The following is an 18,370-nucleotide window of genomic DNA, read 5'->3' as shown; positions in this document are numbered from 1 at the left end:
GAACCATTACACGAAAACAACGGTCAGTAAGCACCGCTTCGATATACAACAACGCTGATTGTCTTTATCAGAATCACAATGTCATTCCATACAGACCAGTTTTTAACATACCATGAATCAAAGTATACGCGTCGCTCGTAATCGACATCGTTACGGCCACTTACCTGCCATAAACCGGTCATTCCAGGGCGAACCATTAGATAATATTCAACATCATCACCGTATTTTTCAAGTTCTTCGTCCACGATAGGTCTTGGACCAACCAGGCTCATTTCACCACGTACCACATTCCATAATTGAGGTAATTCATCAAGGCTTGTATTTCGCATAAAATGACCAATTTTTGTAATTCGCGGATCATTTTTAAGCTTATGATCTTTTTCCCATTCTGACTTTGCCGATGGGTCAGTCTCTAATAAATTTTTCAGCACTTGCTCAGAGTCATGCACCATGGAGCGTAGCTTGTAACAATTGAACTTTTGACCATTACGACCAACGCGAATGTGGCTATAAAATGTCTTGCCTCCATCTTTTCTAATTTTATAACTTAAAAAGACAAATAATGGCCAGATCATGGCAAGAATAGCTACAGCACCAACAACATCAAAAATGCGCTTAAAAATACGTGATGATAATCGTCCAAGATTATTACCAACCTTCAAGATCATCAATTCTTCACTAAAAAAATAGGATAACTCTGTACCATACAGTGGGACACCACGTAACGGAGGAATTACTGACACATAATGAAAACCTGGTTTTGAAGTTAGGCGCAAATAACGGTCACACTCACTTTGCTCGTTGTATTCCAGAGCAATTATCACTTGGTAATTATCTTTCGCTAAATCACTCAGTTGCAATTCATCTTCAGTGAATAACAAGTCAGGGTCTACATGGCTGGAAAGGTAAGATTTGTCTGTAACAAGAAAACCTTTTACTTCCAAACCTAAGTATTTTTCACGTCTAACGGCGCAATAAGCAAGATACGCATTATCGGAGCTACCTATTATTAACGTCGGACGTTGCCAATATTTCAATCGCAGCAAAATTGTTTTTGTAAGAAAACGCAAGCACGGTACCAATAAAAATGCAAGCAACCAAGTGCTACCAAATGAGTAACGGGACACTTCCCACTTAGTTATAGCCACGAGTGCCAGATCAAAAATAGAGAAAATAACGATAGTACGTAATATCTCTTTCAACTCACTCCAGAAAGGTTTCCTGCTAGTATAATGTCTCAGACGGATACTGAACCAAAATATAAAAAAAGTATACAATAATGCCAACGTGTGAAATCTTGTTGAGAAATAAGCGGCTGGAATAAACCTGTTGAGTCCGCCTTCTGCAAACGTTAAGAAAAAGCACGAAATAAAAAAAGAGGAAAATAATGCAATAAGATCGGAAAAAATTAGAATAACATTACATTTTAATTCTCTGTGAGAATTTTTTATCGATATCATCGAATAGTTGCTCATATCTATTACTTCTTAAGTTAAATGCCACACATTAAGACAATGTGAAGAATATTGCACAGCGAACCCTTAGAATGAAATACTTTAAAATATTAATTATGTTTTTCTTATGCTTAACTTCATTATTGCTCCATGAGAAATTGAAAAGCATACTATCTCTCTGTTTCAATAAATTAGTATATTTCGCATACACTTTCATCTCTGGTACATTTCTGCATATCTCTTCACGAAGCTGAAAATCCTTCTCTATAAATGCATCAATAGTTTGTTGCTTCATTGTTTCGTTTTCTCTTATTCGATATAGCGCAACATATTCAGGTTCAATATACACAGTGCCGAACTTAGCTATCCATTTTGACCAAAAATGATAATCCGCCACTGGATAATAATCTTCATCAAAACCACTAATGGTAATAGCTTTGTTTCGATTAAATACTACGGCCAATGTTCCCATAAATACATTGAGAAAAAAAAGAGTTTTGATATCAATAACTCTTCTATGTTTGTGTTTAACTTCACGAATACTTGTATAAATTTTTTTGATTAAGCTATATAACAGATGAACTCGAGGTTTATTTGTAGCAGTCCTTTCATCCAGAACTCCGCAATTGAATGCCATGAAGTCATTTTCCTCAAGCTGGTTGATATCTAAAGCAGAGGAGAAATTATCTTTAAGAAGATCATCATCATGCAACAAGGTAATGTATTTACCCTTTGCCAGCATAAGGCATTGATTCCAGTTACCAAACATTCCATAATTTTCTGAATTTTTATAATATTTAAACTGAAATTTCTCGAACTCTTTCATTTCCTGCAAAGCCAACATGTCATTATCCGGATCATTGTCCACAACAATCACTTCGATATTAATTTTGAAAGCATTTGCAAAAACACTACGTAATGTTTCCTTCAGCAAATCAAATCGTTTATAAGTAGGTATTGCTATAGTTAAAAGCACATCCCCTTCATAATCCATTGTATTTATTATACAGCGATTAGCTTTTTCACTTAGCATACGAGAAAAACTCCTTATAAACCGTCACTGGCCATTTCCAGTTATTATAGGAAAGTTGAATTATACCCTGCGCTATGATCAACCCCATAACGCCTAAATCCGTATATTTCAGTAACAGATATGATGTTAATACAATGAAGAAACCCGATAGTAACGCAGGTTTGACAAAAGGAACCTTATTTTGCGTCGTAATAATAGTTGCACAAATAGAATGAGTTAACTCAAGAAAATACACAACTGCCAGTAATACAAGAAACTTACTGTCCAGGAAATGCACTTTAAGGTTAAGAAGTTCAGTCAAAAAATTTGCCAGTACATAAAAAGTGAGAAAACCAAGTATATATATAGAACAAGAGAGGCTCAGCGTTTTAGCAATGCTTTTCTGTAAGCCCGTGCGATCCCCTCTTAAAACTAAAGAAGAAAGCTGCGGTACTTTTATAGTCACGAATACATTCCCAACAGCTAACAGTGCCATATATACTTGTAAAGTAAATGTATAAGCACCGGCGAGTGCGAGGGGCAAATACAGTCCTGCAATCAGGATGGTCGCGCGGCTTATCATAAAACTTCCCAGACTTACTGTACCAAGCTTGATTGTATTATACGCAATGACGGGTATTGTTGATTCTGACTGCATCACGACATTTTTTGTTTTGCGAATATTATCGTTGCGATTATAAAAGTAGGAACTTACTGCCCTGTTAATAAATATTGAAATGACAAAGACAGCTGAAAAACCAATTATGCTTGAATGGAAAAACAAAACGAGCATTGTCAATATAAGCCAAGACAATTTGCCTGCAATGTTTGCATAGTAGGAATGTTGAATTACACCTAAGCCACACAGAACAGGCGTGTAGTATAAATAATAAAGATTGAGCAAAAGCCCGAGAGAAAAAAAACCCCATGCAATGATAATCTCAGTGGCTAAATGCTCCGGGGAAATGAGCCAAAAATAAATACCGCCGCCCAGCGTAATGATAAAAAACGCTACGATTGTAATATATGAATATATACGTTTAATATCTTTTAATAATCTTAGCAACAAAGGAAATGATATGATTGCATCATCAGAAATTGCAACGATACCATCTTTTTGTAATGTCTTTGCGCCACCAATAACATAGCTGATATTGCGAATTGTCGTCGGCGACAAGCCAAAGTCAAAAAGGTTGATAAGTACCATCATCGATAAAAATATGACCCAAATACTACCATGTTCAGCATCAGTAGTTTTCAAGCCAATCACTGTTATAATGAACGGTGATAGAATATTGACAAACTGATTAATCAGGCCAGTAAGTAGCTGGCCATATTTTTTTATCATTGTTGCTACAACCATTAATATGAAAGTATCAATACCTGTTAGAAAGTTTAATACCTTCTTCAAGCGGAATCTCTGGCTTCCATCCGGGAAGAACCATTAAATTGTTAGCGGGATGCATAACTTCTCTTTCACGATATTCTCGCCCGCCCCAGTTGATATTTAACTGACAATGGTTAGCAGATTCGTATATTTTGGCCAATTTTTTTAGAGACACTGCGTTTTCTGAATATAAACCAAAAGAAGAAACATAACTCTCATTTTGTTTGTGGAGCATATCTACAGCAATGCCATAGGCGCGACAAACATCATCGATATGGATGAGATCAATCATCTGTTCGCCAGGTGACATATCCAACTTTTCTTGAGTTTTAGCTAATCGATCCAACAAAGAGATTAATTTTCCTCGGGAGTCACCAGGTCCATATGAATCATAAATTTTCAGCGTAATGCAGCTAAATCCCTTCGCCATTACGTAATATTTGACAATATCTTCAAATGATTGCTTCGTCGCGGCATAAAGATTTACCGGATTGTATTCCTCAGAATCATAATGTTGCCACGATGTACCCGTATTGATCAGTCTAGTAACACCATTTTCTGCCATAGCTTCTAGTAACTGAGTTGGGAAGAGAATATTACTGCTAATCAGGTTATGGATATCTTCGTATTTATGCGCAGCTAGAAACAGGGACGCAATATGTACTACACAATCGGGTTTAATAAATCCTATAAGTGATTTTAGATTATCGCCGGTTAATAGATGGTAATGGAGTTCCGGATTGAGCACCTGGACTTCGCGTCTCACCAGACCATGGACTTCATGTCCCTGGCTGAGCAAATACTTCATTACTGCGTTACCAATATACCCCGTCACACCAGTAAGTAATATTTTCATATAAACTCAAAATGGGCTATTAAATTCAGAAAAGGTTGAATGTTTAGTATCTCGGTCTGAAATGACTGGTGCACTTACAGGCCAGGGATAACCGAAACTGTCCCACCGAATGCCGCAGTCTTTCAATGGGTCATGAACTGTGCTGGTTTTATATACCATTACACTGTTATCTTCTAATGAAAGAAAACCATGCGCAATGCCTTTAGGAAGGAATAATGTCCTGGCATTTTCACCACTCAGTTCTATTCCCATCGACTGTCCATAAGTTGGAGAATGCTTTCTGATATCAAGGAACACATCCAACACACTTCCATTCATGCAATAAACCAGTTTTTCATGGTCAGAGGGTGGCAACTGGAAATGCATGCCTCTTAATACATCTTTTCTGGAGACAGAATAAAACTCTTCTGCAAGATCTATCTTGATGCCGTTTTCTTCAAATATATTCTTGTGGTAGGTCTTGACAAATCCGCCGCGTACATCCATAAATTTCGAAGATTCGATCAGAAAACAACCTGGGAATTGTAGCTCTGTAATTTTCATAGAAATAATAAGAGAGCGTTAGCTCTCTTATTTCCTTAGTAGGGATGATTAGAAATTCAGACCAAAGAACTCTTCAAATTTGGAAACGACATAATCCAAATGTTCTTTTGTCAGGCCCGGATAAATACCGATCCAGAAAGTCTGATTCATAATGCGGTCAGTATTGGTTAACTCACCAACAACACGATATTTCACATTTGCAAAATATGGCTGGCGGGTAAGGTTACCGGCAAACAATAAGCGGGTACCGATTTTTGCGTCATCAAGGAATTTCACCAGGTCAACGCGCGTAACGCCGCTGGTTTCTTTGAGTGTAATCGGGAAACCAAACCACGATGGATCCGATTTTTCAGTAGCTTCCGGTAATTCCAGGAACTCAGCACAAGACTGAAGACCTTGCTTGAGATATGCAAAGTTCTCTTTACGCAGACGAACGAATTCATCAATACGCTCCAACTGCGCCAGGCCACACGCTGCCTGCATATCGGTAATTTTGAGGTTATAACCCAGATGAGAATAGGTATATTTGTGATCGTAGCCGAACGGCAGCGAACCCAGCTGATGACCGAAACGCTTGCCGCAGGTGTTATCACAGCCCGGTGCACAGTAGCAATCACGGCCCCAGTCGCGGAAAGACTCAATCAGCTTTTTCAGTTCAGCAGATTTGGTAAATACCGCGCCGCCCTCACCCATCGTAATATGGTGAGCAGGATAGAAACTTACGGTGCCGATATCACCAAAAGTACCGACCATTTTGCCGTCATAAGTCGTACCAAGAGCATCGCAGCAGTCTTCAATCAGCCACAGATTATATTTATCGGCAATACGGCGAACTTCCGTCAGATCGAAGGCATTACCCAGCGTATGGGCAATCATAATAGCTTTGGTTTTATCTGATACTGCAGCTTCAATCAGTTTCGAATCGACGTTATAAGTCGGAATATCAACATCGATAAATACCGGAATTAAACCATTCTGGATCGTCGGGTTAACGGTAGTCGGGAACCCCGCAGCAACTGTAATCACTTCATCACCCGGTTTGAGGGCGCGGTCACCCAGTTTTGGCGACGTCAATGCAGTTAATGCCAGCAGGTTTGCTGAAGAGCCTGAAGTGGTGGTCAGAACATGCGGGACACCAATAAACTCACCCAGTTTTTTTTCAAAAGCATCGTTAAAACGGCCCGTAGTTAACCAGCCATCCAGCGATGCTTCTACCATCAATTGAAGCTCTTTTGCGCCAATCACTTTGCCAGAAGGCGGTACGACACTGCTGCCAGCAACAAACGGCTTTGGACTTAACGCTTCGTCAGCATATTGGGCAACTAGTTGAGAGATTTGCTCACGCAGGTTATTTGCGCTCATTGCTTTTTTCCTGTTAGTCAATTATTTCAAAGAGGTGTTCATGTATTCGCTGATTTCATTCCGTGAACGAGCAAGCATATCTTCACCAGCAATCCATGCTTTATGCCATTTCACAATACGCTCCAGCGTTTCAACTAAATTCCAGCGCGGCTGCCACCCCAGACGCATACGCGCTTTGGAGCAATCGAGTTTCAAATAGTGAGCTTCATGTGGATGCTCATTACCGTCTAACAGCCACGCTGCATCGTCTCCCCAAATTTTCACCATGGTTTCGACGATAAACTGCACGGGCATTGCATCATCTTCGCGTGGTCCAAAGTTCCAGCCCTCAGCGAAAGCAGGGCCTTCCTCATACAATCGCTGAGCGATAGTGATGTAACCAGAGAGAGGTTCAAGCACATGCTGCCACGGGCGAATAGCGTGTGGGTTGCGGATAATAACAGTTTGGTTGTTCTCAAAGGAACGCAGGATATCCGGAATCAAACGATCTTTCGCCCAGTCACCACCGCCAATCACGTTACCTGCGCGCACGGAAGCGAGAGCTACTCCGTGTTTTGCATAGTCTTTTTCATTAAAAAATGAGTTTCTGTAGGCCGAAGCTACTAGCTCAGCGCATCCTTTACTGTTTGAGTAAGGATCGTACCCCCCCATTGCCTCATGCTCACGATATCCCCAGACCCATTCGCGGTTTTCGTAGCATTTGTCACTGGTAATGTTGACGATCGCCTTTACGCCACCCACGCGTTTAACCGCTTCCAGTAAATGGACTGTGCCCATTACATTGGTCGAATAGGTCTCGATAGGCTCATCGTAGGAGAGTCTGACCAGCGGCTGCGCGGCCATATGAAAGACGATTTCAGGCCTGAACGCGCTGATTGCCGCATGTAACTGATCGAAGTTACGAATATCGCCAATCGTGGAATCAATCAGATCGTCGACAGCCGCGCTTTCATATAAAGAAGGCTCGGTAGGAGGATTCAGCGAATACCCCTTCAGCACCGCACCCATCGATTGCAGCCAGAGCGTCAACCATGAGCCTTTAAAACCTGTATGACCGGTGATAAAGACTCGTTTACCTTTCCAGAATGATGCGTCAATCATCTTTTACTCCCACGTTTTCCAGGGAGCATTCCCTTTTTCCCAAAGGCCTTCCAGATAAGTTTTATCACGAAGGGTATCCATCGGCTGCCAGAAACCAGGATGCTCAAACGCCATTAACTCGCCCTGTTCAGCCAAACGCATCAGCGGTTCCTGTTCCCACGTCGTCGCATCGTTTTCGATCAGATCGATAACTGACGGGTGCAGGACAAAGAACCCACCATTGATCATCGCACCATCACCTTTCGGTTTTTCTTTGAACGAGCGAACCTGGCGATTCTGAATATCCAGCGCACCAAAACGGCCTGGCGGAAAAGTAGCGGTCAGCGTGGCTTTTTTGCCATGTTTACGATGGAAATCGATCGTCGCGCTAATATCCAAATCAGATACGCCATCACCGTAAGTAAACAGAAAAGCCTCGTCATCTTTCACATACTCACGTACGCGTTTCAGGCGTCCGCCAGTCATTGAGGCTTCGCCCGTATCAACGAGTGTAACGTTCCAGGGTTCTACACGCTTCTGATGAACTTCCATACGATTTTCAGCCATATGAAAAGTCACATCAGACATATGCAGAAAATAGTTGGCGAAATACTCTTTAATGACATATCCCTTGTACCCGCAGCAAATAACAAAATCACGGATACCGTGAGCGGAATACATTTTCATGATATGCCATAAAATCGGTTTACCACCGATTTCAACCATGGGTTTTGGTTTTAATACGGTCTCTTCACTTAAACGTGTACCCAACCCACCGGCTAAAATAACGGCTTTCATCTCTTTATCCTCTGTCTTATTTTGATACGGTAAACGCGTCCGCATAAAAGTGTTTAGCCGGTAATCCCAATGTCATCAGATCTTTTCGGCTCGCGTCGATCATCACAGGTGAACCACAAGCATAAACATCGAAATCCGCTAAGTTTTCGAAGTCTTCCACGACCGCATTGTGAACAAAACCCTTACGTCCTTGCCAGTTGCTTTCTTCACCTGAGACCACAGGAATAAAATGGATATCAGGATTCGCATCAGCCCATTGCTGAGGTAAAGACGAATAGAAATGCGTTGAATGCTGCATTCCCCAATAGATATAGATCTTCCGTTGCGTATTTTCGGCAATCAGCGATTCAACCATCGCTTTTACCGGAGCGAACCCCGTCCCTCCGGCGATAAATATTACCGGGCGCTCATTGTTACGGATGAAGAATGTTCCGCACGGCCCTTCAATTCGCATCAATGTATTTGCCGCAAGCCCGCCGAAAATTAACTGGCTCATTTGTCCATCAGGCACATTGCGAATATGCAATTCAATGCCTTCTTTTTCATTGGCATTAGCAATTGAGTAACTGCGCGTTACACCTTGATACTGCAAATTAATATACTGACCCGGTAAGTAGTTAATCTGCGTCGTCGGCGGGAAACGCAGCAGCAACTTGATTACGTCCGCAGAAACATTTTCAGCGCTAACCACTTTACATGGGGTGATTTTTTTAACCTGCCCGGCAAGCTCAGGATAATACGTTGCCTGTAGCGATATATCACCCTGGGGACGGCAACTACATGTCAGGATATTATTTCCTGCAGTAATAACCAGGCCCTCGGCATCGATCACTTCCCCGGCCATCAGTCCGGCTTCGCAAATACCACAACTGCCGTTTTTACAGCTGTGTTCAAGGTGGATACCTGAATCAAGGGCAGAATCAAGCAACGTTTTCCCGCTGTCGCCTTCAAAGGCAATATCAGCAGGGAATATTTTAATTACATGTGACACGGACAGTTACTCGAAAAATTTCGCTGAGGTAAATGAAGGCGCCACCGCATCTTTGCCGGAGAGCTCAGGCTCTATGGCTAGCGGCCACGCGATATTCAATTCCGGATCGTTCCAGATGATACTACTTTCCGACTGCGGGCAGTAATAATTGGTGGCTTTATAAACAAATTCAGCGCTATCGCTTAACACGACAAATCCATGTGCAAAACCTTCAGGGATCCACAACTGACGCTTATTTTCCGCGGATAAATGTACGCCGACCCACTGCCCAAATGTCGGTGAGCTTTTGCGAACATCTACCGCAACATCAAAAACTTCCCCTGCTACAGCACGCACCAGTTTTCCCTGAGCATGGGGATCTAACTGATAATGCAGACCACGTAAAACCCCTTTTTTGGATTTGGAGTGATTGTCCTGCACGAATTGTACTTTACGCCCAACCGCCTCTTCAAACTGACGCTGGCTGAAGCTTTCAAAGAAAAAGCCGCGATCATCGCCAAAAACCTTTGGCTCAAAAATTAATACATCAGGGATCGCAGTCTCAACGATTTTCATTTTTAGTGACCTTTAACCATTCTTAACAGATATTGACCGTAAGCATTTTTTTTCAGCGGCTCAGCCAATTTTTTAACCTGCTCTGCATCAATGAAATTCTTGCGGTAAGCAATCTCTTCAGGACAAGAAACTTTAAGCCCCTGCCGTGCTTCAATGGTCTGAATAAAATTACTGGCTTCAATCAAACTCTGGTGGGTACCGGTATCCAGCCACGCATAACCACGCCCCATCATCGCCACGGACAAACGTCCCTGCTCCATGTAAAGGCGATTGATATCGGTAATCTCTAATTCACCGCGAGCCGAAGGCTTCAGACTTTTCGCCAGCGCAACCACATCGTTATCGTAAAAATAGAGACCGGTCACCGCATAATTACTTTTCGGTTCCAGCGGCTTCTCTTCCAGGCTGACAGCAGTACCTTCGCTATCAAACTCGACGACACCGTAGCGTTCAGGATCGGTAACATGATAGGCAAAAACAGTCGCACCGCTTTCCTGGTTGACCGCTGTATCCATCAGTTTCGGCAAATCATGGCCATAGAAAATATTGTCGCCCAGCACCAGGGCGCAAGGATCGTTACCAATAAATTCTTCACCGAGGATAAATGCCTGCGCCAACCCGTCCGGGCTTGGCTGAACTTTATAATGCAGGGTTAATCCCCACTGGCTTCCATCACCAAGCAACTGTTCAAAACGGGGGAGATCCTGCGGCGTGCTGATGATCAGAATATCGCGAATCCCGGCCAGCATCAGTGTGGACAGGGGATAATAAATCATTGGCTTATCGTAAATCGGCAACAGTTGTTTGCTCACTGCCATTGTTACCGGATACAAGCGGGTTCCCGAACCGCCCGCCAGTATGATTCCTTTACGTGTTTTCATTTCGTATTCCCGCGCAAAAAATACCTGCCCAGAGGCATTTTCAAGAAGTTAATTTGACGTTGCAGCAAAGAGCTCAGCAAGCATACGTTTTACGCCGTTCTCCCATGGAGGCAGAACAAGACCGAATTCACGCTGGAATTTTTCTGTGTTGAGGCGCGAATTACCAGGGCGCTTCGCTGGAGTCGGATAAGCTTCAGTAGCAATCGGGTTAACTTTATTAAGCGCCAGCGTTAAACCCGCTTTCCTCGCCTCATCAAACACCATTTGCGCAAAGGCGTACCAGGTTGTGGTTCCCGCAGCAACCAGATGGTAAAGCCCGGCGACCTCCGGTTTACTCATTGCAGTACGAATCGCATGCGCCGTACAGTCGGCCAGTAATTCAGCACCGGTTGGTGCACCATACTGATCATCGATAATGGAGAGCTCTTCGCGGTCTTTCGCCAGTTTAAGCATTGTTTTGGCAAAGTTATTTCCTTTGCTGGCGTAGACCCAACTGGTACGGAAAATAAGATGATGAGGGCAATGTTGCTGGACGGCCTTTTCCCCTGCCAGCTTAGTCTCACCATAGACATTCAGCGGCGCGGGAGCATCCGTTTCACACCAGGGTTTGTCACCGGTGCCAGGAAAAACATAATCCGTCGAATAGTGCACCAGCCAGCCGCCAATCGCGCCAACTTCACGCGCAATGGCCTCGACACTGGTTGCATTCAGCAGTTGCGCAAACTCACGCTCTGATTCAGCTTTATCCACGGCAGTGTGCGCAGCGGCATTCACCACCACATCAGGGCGAATACGGCGAACGGTTTCAGCCACCTCGTTCGGTTTACTGAAATCACCACAATACTCAGCAGAGTGAACGTCAACAGCAACCACCTTGCCAAGGGGCGCCAGCGCACGTTGCAGCTCCCAACCTACCTGCCCCGTTTTACCGAATAACAAAATATTCATGATTAACGCTTCTCGTAGTTCTGTTCGATCCAGCTTTTGTACGCGCCGCTTTTAACGTTCTCAACCCAATTCTGATTATCGAGGTACCACTGCACTGTCTTACGGATGCCCGACTCAAAGGTTTCCTGCGGTTTCCAGCCCAGTTCGCGACTGATTTTCTCAGCGTCGATGGCGTACCGCCTGTCGTGGCCAGGACGATCGGTAACATAGGTGATTTGATCGCGGTAAGAACCGGTTTTCGGCACGATCTCATCAAGCAAATCACAGATTGTATAGACAACATCGAGGTTCTGTTTTTCGTTATGGCCGCCAATGTTGTAAGTTTCACCGCCAACACCCTGAGTAACCACGGTATAGAGGGCACGGGCGTGATCTTCAACGTACAACCAGTCGCGGATTTGATCGCCTTTGCCATAGATTGGCAACGGTTTGCCTTCAAGCGCATTGAGAATAACCAGCGGGATCAATTTTTCCGGGAAGTGGTAAGGACCGTAGTTATTGGAACAGTTGGTGACAATGGTAGGCATACCATAGGTACGTAACCAGGCGCGAACCAGATGATCGCTGGAGGCTTTTGACGCGGAGTAAGGGCTGCTCGGCGCATAGGCCGTTTTTTCAGTAAACAGCGGTAACGGCTGACCTTGCGGCTGCTCATCAGGATGTGGCAAATCACCGTAAACTTCATCTGTCGAGATATGATGAAAACGGAATGCTTCTTTTGCCGCATCTGCCAGCGAGGACCAATACGCACGAACAGCTTCCAGCAATACGTAGGTGCCTACAATATTGGTTTCAATGAAGGCCGCAGGCCCGGTGATAGAACGGTCAACATGGCTTTCCGCAGCCAGGTGCATTACTGCATCCGGCTTGTGCTCATCCAGGATACGCGCCATTTCTGCTGCATTGCAAATATCCGCATGCTCAAAAAAATAACGCTCGCTATCCGAGACGTCTGTAAGTGATTGAAGATTTCCTGCATAGGTCAATTTATCGACATTAACCACAGAATCTTGCGTGTTATTAATGATATGACGAACCACTGCAGAGCCAATAAAGCCTGCGCCACCGGTAACCAATATTTTCACGAGAATTATCCGTACTTGCTATGCAATATTTTGAACTATATGAACGGGCGAAAGAGAGAAGCCAAATAATTTCAGGCACGCTACCGCCCCAGGCTCTTCAGCTACCTGTTAACTGATTGAAACTATCTTCTATTTCTGTCGTTAACATGTTTCGTTAACGTAATTTCTGTTTTGCCATCAGGCACAAAATGCTAAGCGGCTATTCTCTACCGAAACAGGCACTGAAACAAGGGAAAATCTTAGTTCTGGTCGTACAATAATCCCGCAAAAACACGCTTTTACTTATTGATTTAATAGTAAAATAAATAAAGGCAGTAAGAATAACCTGAGAATGAAACACCTCATAGCGACTCTTTACTGCCTTATAAACTAGCGTTGCAACTGCAACGTTTTAATTGCTTATTGTGTAAGTAATTTCTTAATACTATCGCGGAACTTCTGACCTTCTTTCAGGTTGCGTAAGCCATACTGCACAAAAGCCTGCATATAGCCCATTTTCTTACCGCAGTCGTAGCTCTCGCCGGTCATCAGCATTGCATCAACAGACTGTTTTTCCGCCAGTTTGGCAATCGCATCGGTCAACTGGATACGGCCCCAGGCGCCCGGTTCGGTTTTCTCCAGCTCAGGCCAGATATCCGCAGAAAGCACATAGCGCCCTACGGCCATCAGGTCAGAATCCAGCGTTTGCGGCTGATCCGGTTTTTCGATGAACTGAACGATACGGCTAATCTTGCCTTCAGTATCCAGCGGCTCTTTAGTCTGAATCACGGAGTATTCAGAGAGATCGCCTTTCATGCGTTTTGCCAGTACCTGGCTGCGACCCGTTTCCGTGAAACGCGCCACCATGGCGGCAAGGTTGTAGCGCAGCGGATCCGCAGTGGCGTTGTCCAGAACGATATCCGGCAGGACCACCACGAACGGGTTGTCGCCAATAATCGGATGCGCACAGAGGATAGAGTGACCCAGACCCAGCGGCTGCGCCTGACGCACGTTCATGATCGTTACGCCCGGCGGGCAAATAGACTGTACTTCCGCCAGCAGCTGGCGCTTAACACGCTGCTCCAGCAGCGCTTCCAGCTCATATGAGGTGTCGAAGTGGTTCTCCACTGCGTTTTTAGACGAGTGAGTAACCAGAACGATTTCTTTGATCCCTGCAGCAACAACTTCATCGACGATATACTGAATCATCGGCTTGTCGACAATCGGCAGCATCTCTTTTGGAATGGCCTTCGTGGCAGGAAGCATATGCATTCCCAGCCCTGCTACCGGAATAACTGCTTTCAAATTAACCATTATTTCTATCCACCTATAATAATTGGACGAAGTATAAACCTTTAACCTGGTTTCGCCAGCAAGTTAGCGATGAGGATCGGTAAAAAGTCTTATGTTGTGTTATGACTGTCCAGATCAGGCCAACGATGTAATCCTAACCCCCCGGTTAAATCACCAGGATTTATCGCAAAAGCCCGTAATAACGGGTTATAACCGCTTCGCCGGTAGTCGGAAGTTCAAATTATCAACGTTCACCACATGCTGATCGACCCTGTCGATATCCACCGAGCTTTGCCCGTTTTCGTTAACTGCGTGAATATTCGCCAGCGACAACAGCGTGTCCTGCCTGGCCATAAAGCGTCCGCGCACATCTTTGCGCATGTCAAAATTGAGTTTCAACGCCGGGCCATTAGCTGCATCTTGCATTACATTGATATTGCGTAAGAAAAGATGTTGCGGCTTGTTATGCAACTCGAGTGTCGCATGCTGCATTTTTAGATTAGTGATCGCCACAAACGACGTAGCATTACCGGACGATATCTGGATACCACGCAGTTTATATTTGCTACCGCTGTTATCCTGCTGAATATCGTTCAGTTTAAAGTTCTGCGGAATGGATAAATAATTCCCCTTGATCACGCCATAACCAATCAACATTCCGGCACTATTGACCATACTGACATTATCAATAACAAAATTATCGCAGCCGTAAATAGCGATCGTGGCATTATCCAGGCCCGCCTTTTTGCTGAAATCGGGAGTGATATTTTCGGCTTTAACGTTGCGGATAATGAAATGTTTGCCGTTCTCGACGTGTACCAGTTGGCGGCAATTACTGCCGGTAATATTGGCCACGACGAAATTTTTAACCGCCTGATCTTCCGGGTAATTATTGTCGTAGGTACTGCCCGCCAGCCCGATACCGATTCCCCAGTTAATCTGGCCGTTGGTGCAATCGATATTTTTGATGACATGGTCGGAAATCAGGATATTGCGATCGTTAATTGCCACGTTCCATTCGATGGCATCGCCCTGCAAATCGCTGAAACGGCTATTCGTGATGCGCGCGCCATCCAGTTGATTATGGTAACCCTGGCGCAGGATACCGTAGTTAGCCTTGCTGACAGTGATGTTATCTATCAGTAAGTTACGCATCGTGCCGGTATTTTTGCCACCAATATAAATCTGCATGATCGGGCCGTAGCCACTCATGCTGACGCCCTGGATGACACAGTTGGAACCGCGCACATCCAGCGTAATGTTATACAAGCTTCCGCCTTTCTCGCCAATAACGCGGCTACCATCCTGCAACACAAATCGTCCGCGCCCACTGCTCTTTAGCGTACCGCGTATCAAAAGCGTTTTACCCGGCGGGATAAAGATCCCGGTATTGATATTTTCACACACCAGGCCGGCGGGAATTTCTACCGTTTGCCCCTCGTTAAAGGCTTTATTTAACGCAGCGGGCCAGTCGTTGTGATCATAATCACTGATATTGACGGAACCCTTGCCCCCCAGCGCACGCGCGGCTGGCGAATGCAGTAACGGAAGCGCTGCCAGTGCAGAGCTGGCAGCGAGAAAAGTGCGGCGTGAGAGCGGTGTTGATGCTTTTTTTGCGGTCATAAAACCTCGATTCAAAGCGCCTGCAACAGGCTGGCAAGCTGCTGATTGATGATCTTTTGATTAAAGTCGGCTTCGACTTTTTCCCGCGCACGCGTCACCACCGGCGCTAAATCCTGGCCCTGCATCGAGCCAAACGCGGCAAGCCGCTGCGCCAGCGCCTGAGCATCGTTTTCCGGCACCAGCCAGCCAGATTTCCCGGCTTCAATCAGCTCCGGAATGCCGCTGTGCACCGTCGAAACCACCGGAATGCCCACGGCCATCGCTTCCATCAGGGCAACGGGTATCCCTTCCATATCGCCATCCGCGCCCGTCACCGAAGGTAACAGGAAAACATCCGCTTCATCGAGCATGGCCTTGACTTCATGGCTCGGTTTGAAGCCCGGCATCTCGATCACATCTTCCAGTTGGAACTGTTCGATCAACGTACGCAAACGGCGTTCCCACGGACCGATACCCAGAATGCGATATTTGAAATCGACGCCGCGTTCCTTCAGCAGGCGGCAGGCTTCAATCGCCACATGCAGCCCTTTTTTCTCGGTAAGACGCGCCACTGAGATAATTTGCAGCGGAGTGCCCGGCGTTCTAACCGGGCGCAGGCTAAAGCGCGCCATATCGACGCCCATACGCGAAACCGCGATTTTTTTCTCCGGGCATCCCATCTTTTTCAGTCTTCCCGCCCACAGTTCGCTGATCGGCAGCATCAAATCCCCGCGCTGGAACAGTTGCTGATACTCCGGCGTGTAGTGGTTCAGCACATCGCGATGGGAAATATCGATGCCATGGAAAACCGTGGCAATTTTGCCCTTCAGCACCCCAAGTTCACGCAGTTTTGCCGCCGTAACGCCTGCCGGGCCAAAGTGAGCAATAAAAATATCCGCCTTGAAGGTACGTGGCGCGAGGGCGCAAATCGCCGGCAGGATCAGGTTACGCGCCTCGTTACCATAGCGGCTGATATTCAGCGCTTTCCAGGTTGCTGATTTCCACATCCCGCGCGCCATTGCCTGCGCACGGTAACCCAGCTTCGCCATACGTCCTTCCGGTTCCGACAGCAACCAGCGGGTTTTCTCCGCCAGTCGGTATTCAGTGTACGCCGCATGGGTATTGTTCATATCGCCCTTTTGCAGAGCGATGATTTCCACCTCAAACCCCATATTGATAAACGCAACAATCTGGTTGAGGACAAAGGTTTCGGAAGATAATGGAAACTTCAGCAAAAAGAAGCTGACTTTCATTTCACCTCCTGTACGCGATCAAGCACCGATTTCACCATCTTCATGCCCTGTTCGCGTTCAGCCGCAACCGCTGTTGCCAGACGCTGGTTAATTGCAGGTAACTGACCCAGCGAATCGGCGACCATCGCCGCCAGCGAACCGTCCAGCAAGTGACGAATATCGACCGCCATTTCCGGCATGCCCAGTTGCTGCATGATGCCCGCCGATTTGTGTTCGTAGTTGATGGCAATCGCCGGGGTACCAAAGTTCATTGAGATGATCGCCGAGTGCAGACGCGTGCCGACAGTCAAATCGCAGGCGGCCAGCAATTTTCCCATCTCCAGATCGTTGAGTTCATCCATCACCACATGGTATTGCGACGGATCGTTAACGTACTGGCCCAGGTTGAGCGCCACCATGCGGTCATCTTTGTTGTAGCTGTCGATACCGGTACAGGTGGAAAGCGCAATCACCTGGTAGCCCGCATCGATAATGCGGTTGACCACTCCGGCAAATGCCTGTTCGTAGGCCTGCTGCGTGGTATTCAATCGCTTGTCGAACGGTGCCAGTTCGCGCAGGGTAATGGCGACGGTTTTCTGTTTTGCTGCCAGGTTCAGCCAGTGCTGCACCGCATAGCTGGCAACAAAATCGTGCTGATGGTGATCCACCAGCCAGGCGGTATCCACGCCCTGCTCCACTTTCGCTGTAGTGATATTGCTCTGCTTCATCAGATTCAGGCTGACGGTTTCACGTAAGATCAGCGCATCACAGTGACCGAAAACATAATTCGCCAGTTGGTTGAAAGCTTCATTCTGGAACGGGCCAACGCTGTGACCAATCATATAAAGCGGCTTTTTCGCCATGAAGGTGCAGAGCGCATGTTCAAATTGCGGCACGCCATAGAGATCGACAAAGAACGAACCGCCGACCTGAATAATCGCGTCATAATCGTTAAGCCTGCGGACAAAATCGGTAAAGCCCTGGGCGATGGCGATATTGCGCAGCTTGCCGGTGTCCGTCACGCGTGAAAGCAGAACCTGGTGCTGATAGCGACGGCGTAGCACTTTCTTCACCCGCCCCATCAGACCGGCGGCGTTATTGTGCTCTTTCATCTGGCTGTAGAGCGGATCGCCCATCACCGGACGGTTTAATAACCATGATGAACTCACCGGATAGCGACTCATCACGTCAACGTCTGCATCAGGATTAATCAGGGCAATCGCATCCAGCAATCCGCGTAAAATTGCGCTGTCACCACGGTTTCCGCAGGTATGATTGCCAAGGATCAATAATTTCATAACGACCTCATGAA

Annotated in this window: 17 protein-coding genes; all 17 read right to left on the bottom strand. The window is 45.7% G+C overall.

What is annotated here, in order from left to right:
* Positions 1 to 23: 23 nt before the first annotated feature.
* The 17 genes from wbaP to wcaK all read right to left on the bottom strand — a co-directional run bounded on the left by wbaP (position 24) and on the right by wcaK (position 18,356).
* A complete protein-coding gene (gene wbaP, locus DK872_RS08975; protein ID WP_156897420.1) occupies positions 24 to 1,475 on the bottom strand; it encodes an undecaprenyl-phosphate galactose phosphotransferase WbaP in 1,452 nt (483 codons plus the stop codon).
* Positions 1,476 to 1,506: 31 nt separating this feature from the next.
* Positions 1,507 to 2,487 carry a glycosyltransferase gene (locus DK872_RS08970; RefSeq protein WP_071921048.1) on the bottom strand — a complete coding sequence of 327 codons (981 nt, stop codon included), beginning with the start codon at positions 2,485 to 2,487 and terminating at the stop codon, positions 1,507 to 1,509.
* Positions 2,477 to 3,877, bottom strand: coding sequence for an O-unit flippase-like protein (wzx, locus tag DK872_RS08965; RefSeq protein ID WP_161518253.1), 1,401 nt, complete (start codon positions 3,875 to 3,877; stop codon positions 2,477 to 2,479). Before wzx ends, DK872_RS08970 begins: the two co-directional genes overlap by 11 nt.
* Positions 3,843 to 4,709 carry an NAD(P)-dependent oxidoreductase gene (locus DK872_RS08960; RefSeq protein ID WP_071921049.1) on the bottom strand — a complete coding sequence of 289 codons (867 nt, stop codon included), beginning with the start codon at positions 4,707 to 4,709 and terminating at the stop codon, positions 3,843 to 3,845. The genes wzx and DK872_RS08960 overlap by 35 nt, the downstream gene beginning before the upstream one ends.
* Before the next feature lie 6 nt (positions 4,710 to 4,715).
* Positions 4,716 to 5,252, bottom strand: coding sequence for a dTDP-4-dehydrorhamnose 3,5-epimerase (gene rfbC, locus DK872_RS08955; RefSeq protein ID WP_071921050.1), 537 nt, complete (start codon positions 5,250 to 5,252; stop codon positions 4,716 to 4,718).
* Between the two features lie 48 nt (positions 5,253 to 5,300).
* Complete coding sequence (rfbH, locus tag DK872_RS08950) at positions 5,301 to 6,614, bottom strand: lipopolysaccharide biosynthesis protein RfbH (RefSeq protein WP_007371280.1); 1,314 nt, start codon at positions 6,612 to 6,614, stop codon at positions 5,301 to 5,303.
* A 21-nt stretch (positions 6,615 to 6,635) separates the two neighbouring features.
* Complete coding sequence (gene rfbG, locus DK872_RS08945) at positions 6,636 to 7,715, bottom strand: CDP-glucose 4,6-dehydratase (RefSeq protein ID WP_071921051.1); 1,080 nt, start codon at positions 7,713 to 7,715, stop codon at positions 6,636 to 6,638.
* A 3-nt stretch (positions 7,716 to 7,718) separates the two neighbouring features.
* A complete protein-coding gene (rfbF, locus tag DK872_RS08940) occupies positions 7,719 to 8,492 on the bottom strand; it encodes a glucose-1-phosphate cytidylyltransferase (protein ID WP_007371278.1) in 774 nt (257 codons plus the stop codon).
* A gap of 16 nt (positions 8,493 to 8,508) precedes the next feature.
* Positions 8,509 to 9,483 carry an FAD-binding oxidoreductase gene (locus DK872_RS08935; RefSeq protein ID WP_161518251.1) on the bottom strand — a complete coding sequence of 325 codons (975 nt, stop codon included), beginning with the start codon at positions 9,481 to 9,483 and terminating at the stop codon, positions 8,509 to 8,511.
* 6 nt (positions 9,484 to 9,489) lie between these two features.
* Positions 9,490 to 10,038, bottom strand: a complete 549-nt coding sequence (rfbC, locus tag DK872_RS08930) for a dTDP-4-dehydrorhamnose 3,5-epimerase (protein WP_161518249.1) — start codon at positions 10,036 to 10,038, stop codon at positions 9,490 to 9,492.
* A gap of 2 nt (positions 10,039 to 10,040) precedes the next feature.
* The gene (gene rfbA, locus DK872_RS08925) at positions 10,041 to 10,919 is read right to left on the bottom strand and encodes a glucose-1-phosphate thymidylyltransferase RfbA (RefSeq protein ID WP_007371275.1); all 879 of its coding nucleotides are present in this window, start codon (positions 10,917 to 10,919) and stop codon (positions 10,041 to 10,043) included.
* A 48-nt stretch (positions 10,920 to 10,967) separates the two neighbouring features.
* Positions 10,968 to 11,867 carry a dTDP-4-dehydrorhamnose reductase gene (gene rfbD / locus DK872_RS08920; RefSeq protein ID WP_035888725.1) on the bottom strand — a complete coding sequence of 300 codons (900 nt, stop codon included), beginning with the start codon at positions 11,865 to 11,867 and terminating at the stop codon, positions 10,968 to 10,970.
* A 2-nt stretch (positions 11,868 to 11,869) separates the two neighbouring features.
* On the bottom strand, positions 11,870 to 12,952 hold the full coding sequence (rfbB, locus tag DK872_RS08915) for a dTDP-glucose 4,6-dehydratase (protein ID WP_161518248.1): 1,083 nt from the start codon (positions 12,950 to 12,952) through the stop codon (positions 11,870 to 11,872).
* 399 nt (positions 12,953 to 13,351) lie between these two features.
* Positions 13,352 to 14,245 (bottom strand): GalU regulator GalF, encoded by an 894-nt coding sequence (gene galF / locus DK872_RS08910; protein ID WP_007371272.1) that lies wholly within the window; start codon positions 14,243 to 14,245, stop codon positions 13,352 to 13,354.
* Between the two features lie 186 nt (positions 14,246 to 14,431).
* Positions 14,432 to 15,847: a colanic acid biosynthesis protein WcaM gene (gene wcaM / locus DK872_RS08905; protein ID WP_007371271.1), complete on the bottom strand. Its 1,416-nt coding sequence runs from the start codon at positions 15,845 to 15,847 to the stop codon at positions 14,432 to 14,434.
* Positions 15,848 to 15,858: 11 nt separating this feature from the next.
* The gene (wcaL, locus tag DK872_RS08900; RefSeq protein ID WP_007371270.1) at positions 15,859 to 17,079 is read right to left on the bottom strand and encodes a colanic acid biosynthesis glycosyltransferase WcaL; all 1,221 of its coding nucleotides are present in this window, start codon (positions 17,077 to 17,079) and stop codon (positions 15,859 to 15,861) included.
* Positions 17,076 to 18,356: a colanic acid biosynthesis pyruvyl transferase WcaK gene (wcaK, locus tag DK872_RS08895; protein ID WP_007371269.1), complete on the bottom strand. Its 1,281-nt coding sequence runs from the start codon at positions 18,354 to 18,356 to the stop codon at positions 17,076 to 17,078. The genes wcaL and wcaK overlap by 4 nt, the downstream gene beginning before the upstream one ends.
* Positions 18,357 to 18,370: the final 14 nt, after the last annotated feature.

Origin of the sequence: Kosakonia sp. MH5 (assembly GCF_009935945.1) — a bacterium.
In the GTDB taxonomy this organism is placed as follows: Bacteria; Pseudomonadota; Gammaproteobacteria; order Enterobacterales; family Enterobacteriaceae; genus Kosakonia; species Kosakonia radicincitans.
Note: the sequence above shows the minus strand (reverse complement) of the source record. Positions and strands in the feature narration are given on the sequence as shown.